5 protein-coding genes are annotated in these 10,023 nt (G+C 56.9%); 3 read left to right on the top strand and 2 right to left on the bottom strand.

The genetic code is table 11. The features are described from left to right. Positions 1–686: 686 nt before the first annotated feature. From B088_RS07685 to B088_RS07675, 3 genes are all read left to right on the top strand, one after another. Positions 687–4,670 carry a glycoside hydrolase family 2 TIM barrel-domain containing protein gene (locus tag B088_RS07685; protein ID WP_018107844.1) on the top strand — a complete coding sequence of 1,328 codons (3,984 nt, stop codon included), beginning with the start codon at positions 687–689 and terminating at the stop codon, positions 4,668–4,670. Between the two features lie 61 nt (positions 4,671–4,731). Further along, the gene (locus tag B088_RS07680; RefSeq protein WP_018107843.1) at positions 4,732–5,409 is read left to right on the top strand and encodes a porin family protein; all 678 of its coding nucleotides are present in this window, start codon (positions 4,732–4,734) and stop codon (positions 5,407–5,409) included. A 106-nt stretch (positions 5,410–5,515) separates the two neighbouring features. Beyond that, a complete protein-coding gene (locus B088_RS07675; protein WP_018107842.1) occupies positions 5,516–5,956 on the top strand; it encodes a BT0820 family HAD-type phosphatase in 441 nt (146 codons plus the stop codon). A 105-nt stretch (positions 5,957–6,061) separates the two neighbouring features. Here B088_RS07675 and B088_RS07670 read toward each other — a convergent pair whose 3' ends face one another. Further along, a complete protein-coding gene (locus B088_RS07670) occupies positions 6,062–8,533 on the bottom strand; it encodes a polysaccharide biosynthesis tyrosine autokinase (RefSeq protein WP_018107841.1) in 2,472 nt (823 codons plus the stop codon). Positions 8,534–8,538: 5 nt separating this feature from the next. Next, the gene (locus B088_RS07665; RefSeq protein WP_025082039.1) at positions 8,539–9,291 is read right to left on the bottom strand and encodes a polysaccharide biosynthesis/export family protein; all 753 of its coding nucleotides are present in this window, start codon (positions 9,289–9,291) and stop codon (positions 8,539–8,541) included. Positions 9,292–10,023 lie beyond the last annotated feature (732 nt).

Raw genomic sequence — 10,023 nt, 5'->3', positions numbered from 1 at the left:
GATCTCGGGTCAAACTAATACCGGTAATAGATCTCACTAATACCGGTATTAGTCGCGCCTATTACCGGTATTAGAAATGGGTCTGAGAGTGAGGGACTTCTGATGCCGTCCTCAGCGCACGCTCTGACACCTGACTGCTGACTCGCCGGGGCAGGGGTGACGCATTTGAGCATTGGGGTAATCATATACCTAGAGGGCTTATCCGTGAGGCACCCGAAGGGTGCTCGCTCCATAGGCATCGGTCATCCGCGAAGCGGTGACCGATGTACAAAGACCCTTCCCTACCCCCTCGATCCCTTGTGGGTCGCCGAGCAGAGCCTTCAGCGACCCCGCCAGGGTGTCGCACATACCAGTCTGGCAATGAGTGCGACACCCTGGCGGGGTCGCGGGATTGCTTGCATTGCCCGGTCCACGGGTCTTCGGGGCTACGCCCCTTGACCCGAGGCTATGGAGCGGGCACCCACAAGGGGTGCTTCGTTCCCCACTCTTCACTATTAGATGAATGGCTACGGTGTCTCTCGAATGCGTCACTGCTGACTCGCCGGGGGCGGCATAGAGAGGATCTCAGGAAATAGGGGTATCTTTACGCTACAAGGATCATTGCGTCAGACCCCCTCCAGGTGTGACTGTCGAGGCTTCCACCCTCTGCACTGCAATGGTCTCCTAATAAGCAATCCTACCATAAGATGAAGAGACTTTTCCTACCCCTACTTGTGCTTCTCACTCTGTCTCTGCCGGGTCAGAGTCAGAAGCTCCACCCGATCGCAGGTTATGAGTATGGCACTGCAGTCGCCCCTGACGGCTCCGAGTGGGAGTCGCCTGAGCGCCTGGGGCTCAATCGTGAGCAGCCGGCGGCCTACTTCTTCTCCTACAGGAGCGTGGAGGCAGCCCGGCAGTATCTCCCGGAGACGCCGGGCACGTACTACAGGTCCCTCGACGGAGCGTGGAGGTTTAACTGGGTCGGTAATCCCGGTGAGCGGCCGATGGACTTCTACCGACCGGGGTATGACGTCTCTGGCTGGGATGAGATCAGCGTACCCTCCTGCTGGAGTGTGGCGGGGATCCAGCCCGACGGCTCACTGAAGTACGGCACGCCGATCTACTGCAATCAGCCTTACATCTTCAAGCACACGGTCGCGCCCGGCGACTGGAAGGGCGGTGTGATGCGCACTCCCCCGACCGACTGGACCACCTATAAGGATAGAAACGAGGTGGGCTCGTATCGGCGGGACTTCACAGTCCCGGCAGACTGGGGCGGTCGAAGGGTGGAGCTCCACTTCGATGGGGTCAATTCGTTTTTCTACCTCTGGATCAATGGTAAGTATGTGGGATTCAGCAAGGACTCCCGCTCAACAGCCACCTTTGACATCACCGACTACCTCCGTAAGGGGGTGAATACGGTGGCTGTGGAGGTGTACCGATCGAGTGACGGCTCCTTCCTGGAGGCGCAGGATATGTGGCGCCTGCCGGGGATCTACCGCTCGGTCTACCTGACGAGCAGTCCGGAGGTGGCGGTGCGGGACATCGCCGTGACGCCCGACCTGGACGAGAGCTACCGAGACGGGACGCTCCATATCCGGACCGAGCTGCGGAATCGCTCCTCTCGCACAGCAAATGGGTGGCGGGTCCGTTACTCGCTCTACCGAAACACCCTCTACAGTCAGGAGAATAGCCCGACCGGCGTCGTCGTGACGACCGATCTCAACGGCACGCCGCGGGGCGAGACCACGGTGACAGAGTCGGCCCTCTCACTCCGCAATGCCGCTCTCTGGTCGGCAGAGCGACCAAACCTCTACACGCTGGTGGGAGAGCTCCTCGATCCGCGGGGTCGGGTGGCTCAGACCTTCTCGGTCATCACAGGATTTAGGAAAATAGAAATCCGGGATACACCGGCGGAGGAGGACGAGTTTGGCCTCGCAGGTCGCTACTTCTACCTCAATGGGAAGCCGATCAAGCTCAAGGGGGTCAATCGTCAGGAGATCAGCCCCGAGACCGGCAACACGATCACCCGGGAGCAGATGATCGATGAGATCATGCTGATGAAGCGGGGGAATATCAATCACGTGCGTCTCTCTCACTATCCGAATACCCCGATCTTCTATTACCTTTGCAATCTCTTCGGGCTCCACCTGGAGGATGAGGCGAATTGTGAGAGCCACGCCTACTACTACGGAGAGGCATCGCTGTCGCATGTGCCGGAATTTACCAACGCCACGGTGCAGCGGACGATGAATATGGTGGCGGCGCATGTCAATGAGCCCTCGATCCTGATCTGGTCCCTCGGCAATGAGGCGGGCCCGGGGAAGTGCTTCGTCGCCGCTTATGACGCGATCAAGGCCTTCGATAAGTCCCGTCCGGTGCAGTATGAGCGCAATAACGACATAGTCGACATTGGGTCCAATCAGTATCCCTCCATCGCCTGGATGCGTGAGGCGGTGCAGGGGAAGTATGACCTGAAGTACCCCTTCCACGTCAGCGAGTATGCCCACAGTATGGGGAACGCAGTGGGTAACCTCGTCGACTACTGGGAGGCGATCGAGAATACCAATTTCTTTATGGGCGGTGCGATCTGGGACTGGGTGGACCAGGCTCTCTGGACGACCGACCCGGAGACCGGTGACCGCTATCTCGCCTATGGAGGGGACTTTGGGGACAAGCCGAATAGCGGGATGTTCTGCATGAATGGGATCCTCCTCCCGACGCATGAGCCTAAGCCCGCCTACTACGAGGTGCGGAAGGTCTATCAGGATGTGGGGATCAGCGATGTGGCTCTCGCCGATGAGGGGACGGTACGGATCTTCAATAAGCGGTACTTCACCACGCTCGATGACCTTTACTTAGAGGCAGTGCTGCTGGAGGACGGTCGCGAGGTGCGTACGGAGCAGGTCGAAATGCCGTCGATTGCCCCGCGCAAGGCTGCGGTGGTGACCCTACCCTTTACCCGCAAGGACACCAAGCGTGACCACGAATACTTCGTCACCGTCCGGTTGCGCCAAAGATACGAGACACCCTGGGCTGAGGCGGGCTACGTGCAGATGGCGGAGCAGCTGGAGCTGAGCCCGGCGGTCCCTTCGGCAAAGATCTTTGACGGGAAGGTCCGGCTGACTCTCGATGACAGTAATACGATCTCAGGCGAGGGCTTCTCGGTTCGCTTCGACGACCGCGAGGGTACGATCGACCGCCTTGTATACGGTGGTCGGGAGGTGATCGCCTCGGGCAATGGTCCCCGACTGGATCCCTTCCGCGCCCCGACGGACAACGACAACTGGGCCTCCAAGGCATGGTTTGCCAATGGTCTCCACAACCTCCGCCACCGGGTGCTCTCACGCGACGTCCACCCCAATGCTGACGGCTCCCTGTCGATCCTCTATCGGGTGGAGAGCCGGGCGCCCTATGGTACCGACTTCAGTGGCGGGGTGAGTGGGCGCTTCGAGCTCAAGGATCATCCTGAGAAGCCCTTCGGACCGGAGGACTGCACCTTTACCTCCACCTATATCTGGACCGTGAGTCCGGACGGGACGATCACCCTGAGCGCCTCGGTGGAGAGCAATAAGCCCTCCCTGGCGCTGGCTCGTATCGGACTCTCGATGCGGTTGCCGCGCGAGCTCGACCGCTACACCTACTATGGTCGCGGTCCGTGGAATAACTACGCCGACCGGGAGACCGGCGCCTTCGTCGGGGAGTACTCGAGCAGCGTGGCGGAGCAATTTGTCCCCTTCCCAAAGCCCCAGAGCATGGGTAATCGCGAGGGGGTGCGCTACGGTCGCCTGACGGATGAGACCGGACAGAGAGGGCTGATGATCATGACCCATGGCGGGAGCATGAGCGTGCTGCCCTATAGTCAGATGCAGCTGTCGATGGCGCCCCACCCCTACCAGCTCCCACAGTCTGACGGCACATATGTCCATATGGATCTCGCTGTGACTGGTCTCGGAGGCAACTCTTGCGGTCAGGGCGGACCGCTGGCACCGGATCGGGTGATGGGCGGACCCCACACGATGACGCTGCAGATCCGACCCCTCCATGCTGATGGAGTCGTAGCGACGCCAACGGCACTCCCGGTGACGATGAGACGCAGTGCCACCGGCCTGCTGACGCTCTCCGGCTCGTCTCCGATCCGCTACTCCGTCGACGGTAAGCCGGCGGTGCGGTATGAGCGTCCCATAGACCTCCGCAGTGGCGGTGTGGTCCGCGCCTGGCCGGAGGGAAGCGACTGGATCGTCACGGAGCATCGGTACGATCGGATCACGACGATACCGGTGACCATCAGCGGTGTCTCCTCAGAGGAGAGCGGTGCAGGGGCTGTCGCTCACCTGCTTGACGGAGACCCCTCCACGATCTGGCACAGCATGTACTCCATCACAGTCGCCGCCTATCCGCACTGGGTGGCACTCGACTGCGGCGAGGAGCGTACCATCGCCGGCATCACCTATCTGCCGCGTCAGGATGGGAGCACCAATGGCGACATCCGAGACTACGCCCTCTCCATCAGCAACGATGGGGAGAAGTGGCAGGAGGTGGCTCGCGGCACGATGGAGCGCTCTAAGTCGAGACAGACCCTTCGGCTCAGTCATCCCGTCAGGGCACGCTACATCCGCTTCACAGCGCTCTCCTCGCAGAGTGGAGCCGACTTTGCTGCCGGTGCTGAGCTGAACGTACTATCGGAGTAAATGAGAGGATTTTCACTACCTTTGCACACATGGTAAACACTGTTATTATAGAGTAAAAGAAATGAAAAAAGTGATCTTCAGTGCTCTCGCAGCACTATCCGCTCTGGCACTCTCACTGCCGGTGGCTGCTCAGGAGATTGTGGATGTCGAAGAGGAGCGTGAGCTGGATCTGGACGTGGATATCTCCGTTCACGCTGGTTACCAGGGTAGCTTCCTCAAGGACTTCACCGCCTATCCCGGAGCTACACGTTCACTTCACTCAGGTGTCCGGATCGGCGTGGATGCAGACTTCGAGGTGTATGAGTACAAGGGGTTTGAGTTTGGCATCCGCCCGGGTGTCTTCTTCTCCCAGAAGGGTGAGCGCTACAAGGACAATGCTGACAAGGCACTCTCTTACGACCTCAATTACCTCGACATCCCTGTGACTCTCCGCGTTAGTCGTGAAGTGAAGGATGATCTTGATCTGGTCGCCAACGTCGGTCCCTACCTCGGGATCGGGCTCTATGGCAAGAACATCGCCGGAAGCACTTCTACGGAGAAGCACGACTCCTTTGGAAACGATGGCGAACTGCGTCGCATCGACAGTGGTCTCGTCGGGAGCATCGGGCTGAAGTACGATGACCTACTGCTGACCGTCGGTGGACAGTACGGCTTTGTTGACCAGCTGAAGGATACGAAGAGACTCACCGGATCGCCGAAGAATGCTAACTTCTTCGTTATGGTCGGTTACGAATTCTGATCTCTCCATATAGAGAAGCGAGGGCTGTGTCGCCGGTTTCATCCGATGACACAGCCCTCTCTCTGCTCAGGCGCTCTGCTCATGAAAAAGAGCTAACTTTGCTCCTATGATAATCGCAATAGACTTCGACGGAACCATCGTCGAGCATAAGTATCCTGCCATCGGCAAAGAGGTGCCTGGCGCAGTCGAGACACTCAAGCAGCTGATCCGTGATGGACATCGGCTGATCCTCTGGTCAGTCCGTGAGGGAAAGCTGCTGGACGAAGCTGTCCGGTGGTGTGAGGAGCGGGGGATCGCCTTCTACTCCGTCAATAAGGACTTCGCCGAGGAGACCGAGGCGGACAGACACTTCAGCCGGAAGCTCAAGGCCGACCTCTTCATCGACGACCGCAATCTCGGAGGACTGCCGGACTGGAAGGTGATCTACCAGATGATCGCTTCTGGAAATCCGCACCAACCACTCCATGTCACGACGGTGATTGATACCCGGCAGGCGGAGATGATGAAGCGGTATAAGAAGTCCAGTCGCCGAGGACGGCTCTTCTGACTTCCGCGGGATCCTGATAATACAAGAGGGGGCTGCCTCACCAGTGAGTGAGGCAGCCCCCTCTTGCATTATCAGCGTTAGTTACTACCGTTCTGAGTGATACGACTACTTCTTTCTCTTCTTGCCGTCACTAGAGTAGCCGTAGCCATAGCCGTAACCATAGCCGTATCCATAGCCCTTCTTGAGCCCCTTAGTATCCACTTTGACGTCATTGAGGACGATGGAGACATTAGGAAGCTTGCCGGCATCGGACAGATAGTTGATGTAGTCGAGATCGCGCTTGTCCGTCTTGCGATAGCGGGTCACATACATCGTCGCATCAGCTACACGGCTGAGGATGACTGTGTCGACGACAGGTCCGCATGGGGCACTGTCGATGATGATGTAGTCGAAGTGCTCCCGCAGGATACCAATCACCTCATCGAGTCGAGGCCTCGAGAGCATCTCGGCAGGATTAGGCGGGATCTTACCGGCCGGGAGGACCGACAGCCCGGGGAAGTCGGGTAGCTCCATCACATAGTCCATCGGGTCGAGGGTGAGGTCATTGAGGATCTCGCTCATCCCGTGTGTGTGATCGTGTGTAGTGTCGTGCCTATCATGGATGTGCTGCCCCTTGAAGGTCCGCGAGAGGCGCGGATTGCGGAGGTCAAGCCCGATCATCAGCACCTTCTCCTCCAGTGCGGAGAGAGAGACTGCGAGATTGGAGGCTACGAAGGTCTTCCCCTCCCCAGGGACGGTCGACGTTGCAAGCAAGACAAGGGGTCGCTGATTACCGGTGACGAAATTGAGATTGGTACGCAGAGTACGGAAGATCTCAGTCATCACGTCGCTGTCTCGGGTCTTTACCACGATCTCGCCGGTCTGCTCACTAAAGTGATCATCGGATATATGCGGTACACTGCCGAGAACAGAGAGCGTGGTATGACGACGAATGTCATCCTCAGTGCGGATCTTGGTCCGAGTGAGCCGTCTCAGGTAGAGGAAGAGCGTCGGCAGAAGTAGTCCGAGGATAAGTGCTGCCAGGTAGATAATCGGCTTCTTAGGCTGTGAGGGAGCAGTGTCTGCGAGCGCAGGATCTACCAGCTTGGCACTCTCAAGGGAGGCGGCAAGAGAGATAGAGGTCTCCTCACGCTTCGTCAGGAGCATGAGGTAAAGATTGGATCGAATCGTCCGCTGTCTCTCTATGTCGGTCGTGATACGCTCAAAGGTAGGTGCCTGAGAAATCTTGCCCTGCAGGCTTCCCTTCATCCCCCTAAGCCCGTCGTACTGGATCTGGAGCCCCTGTCTCGTGACATCGGCGACACTAACGAGATCATCACGGGTCGTCCCTAGATCCTTCTCTAGTGCTTTTAGTCTAGGGTGCTCGGGGCTTACAGAGGCAGCGAGGCTGTTCCGCTCCAGCACCATGGTATTGTACTGACTGACAGCGCTATTAAGCGAGGCATCCTCCACGCCGAGAGAAGCAGGGATTAGATTGTACTCACTCTGCCCCATGGCTCTGACGTAAGAGATCAGGTGGTCGACCACCTTGAGCTGAGTCTGTACACGCGAGACCTCCTCGGTCAGCTTAGCGCTACTCTGCACGACCACTCCGAGGTCCTCGTAGCTGGTGACACCCTGGGACTTCTTGACCGACTCAAGGTTAGACTCCACGCTACCGAGCTCCTGACTGATCAGTGAGATACGCTCGTTGATAAAGTCGTACTGCCGCTGTGCTACCGCATTCTTATCGATGGCGCGCATACGGTTGTAGACCTCTACCAGCTTGCTGAGAAAGTCCTCACCCTTTTTGCGGTTATCGGCAAGAATGGAGAGTGAGGAGACATTACTATTCTTCTCCACACGCTCGACAGAGATTTGTCCACGGGTCATCTGCTCAGCCATAGCCAGCGGGGAGTGGACTGTGATCACGAGCTCATCTGGCATCTTATTTTTCAGAGCAGCGCTGTCGCCCTTATGGAACGATATGATACCATAGTCCGTCACCTCCGTGGCAGGCAACTTACGGACTACCTTGGTCTCCCCGGTACCCTTATCTGTGAGGATCATTCCCTCGGAGGAGGAGGTCAGCGTATACTCGAGTGGAGCCTTGATATGGTCGAGCTGGTCAAAAGGCTCCATAGTTATCCTTACAGGAAGGTCTCTCCAGTAGACTTGCGTGCGGAGACCTTGCCTACTCGCGAAGTCGAGAAAGTAGTGGGACTCCTTGATCGTCTGCTGCAGCATCTCTCGGGACTGGATCAGCTGCATCTCATTGTCGACATTGAGATTAAGTCCACCAGTCGCGATAGACACGAGGTCCAAGTCTCCAATGGCAGAGGCGTAGTTCCCTCGCTTCCCCTCTTGTGGGTCATTGAAGAGAATGGTTGTCGCCACCCTATACTTCGGTCTGGATGTGGTGATGTAGAGCCACCCTAAGATCAGACAGAGTAGGAGAGAAAGGAGGTAAAGCGGCCAATAACGCAGATAAGAAGCCAAGAGCGTGGAGAGATCAAGCTCCTGCTCGTCGCGGCCTGCTTCCCCAGCTGGGGGGGTATTAGAGGGTGCTCCCGTGGAGGAGCTTTCATATGGGTTCATGCCGATTACTTCACAAGTATACTGATCAGGATATTGGCAACGGAAAGGGTCAGCGAAGCGATGCTGAAGATGATACCCGTTGCGGCACCGACGTTAGCACTCTGAGCAGCAGCGTTATTGGGCTGCACGTAGACAACGTCTCCCTGCTGCAGATAATAATATGGAGAGGAGAGAATATAGGGGTCCTTCAGGTCGAGCGTCACTATCTCGCGCCGACCGTCAGCACCCTCGCGCATCAGTTTCACCTCACTTCGTACGCCCTGGATGGACATGTCGCCCGCATTCGCAAGCGCCTCAAAGATCGAGACCTTCGTATTCTCGGAGGTATAAGTGCCTGGGCGCCGTACCTCTCCGATCACGGAATACTTATAGTTCTGGATCTTCACATTGACAGAGGAGATGTCGGTAACGTACTTCCTCAGCACTCCCTTGAGGTGCGTCTCAGCCTCTCGCAGAGTGTATCCACCAAGATGAGTTAGACCCACGACCGGCAGCTCCACATTTCCCTCATTATCGACGAGGAAAGTCCTCGCCTGCTGGGCGTAGGTGCTATACTGCTGATTGGGGGTCCAATAGATACCGTTAAAAGCAGCTACTGCCTCAGGGTTAGAGGACTCGACCGTGATGGTAAGCAAGTCCTTAGCTCGGATGCGTGCATCTTGCAGACCATTGGATGCCACGGTCATCAACTGCTCAGGAGTCTGAACATAGGCTACATCCTTACGAGTAGCGCAGGAAGAAAAGAGGAGCCCAATCATAAGAAGGGACAGGGCAAGGGCACCTACCTTCCGAAGCTCAAGTGTAAAACAATGGGTTTGCATAACGTTGACAGTGTATATACTTCTGCGCAAATGTACTTATTTATTGCAATTTCACCGCCAAATCGCGAATTTCCCTTATTGGGAGGGGGGCACTACCCTAATCCTCTACTGACCAAGGGGAAGGAGGCGAGAGAGACATCTAACCCATTCCGAGTATGCACACTCTCAGGTCTTAATCCAATGACCAGTATACAGTCCCAGTAATATTCAATCAACTGTGTACTTTTTTTCAGGAATCGCATAAAAGATCGCTTATTTCTAATACCGACCTTAGGTCTGACTAATACCGGTATTAGTTCTGACCTTTACCGGTATTAGTGATCACTAATACCGGTAAAAGAAATAGCTCTGAGAGGAGAAAAGCGGCGACCCATTTGGGCTTTACATAAGTCATTCAAACTCATCGCGAAGAGTGGGGAACGAAGCACCCCGACAGGGGTGCCCGCTCCATAGCCACGAGTCAAGGGGCGTAGCCCCGACGACCCGGGGGTCAGGCATTGCAAGCGATCCCGCGACCCCGCTAGGGTGTCGCACTGATTGACTGGATGGTAAGTGCGACACCCTAGCGGGGTCGTATACCTTGAATGCGTCGTCGTTTCCCGGGGTCTTCGGCACTTCGTGCCTCGACACCCGGTCTAAAAAGCGATGATCCCTCCGGGGCTTCGCCCC

Origin of the sequence: Porphyromonas bennonis DSM 23058 = JCM 16335 (genome assembly GCF_000375645.1) — a bacterium.
Classification (GTDB): Bacteria; Bacteroidota; Bacteroidia; order Bacteroidales; family Porphyromonadaceae; genus Porphyromonas_A; species Porphyromonas_A bennonis.
The sequence above is the reverse complement of the archived record's forward strand: the minus strand, read 5'-3'. Positions and strand labels throughout refer to the sequence as shown.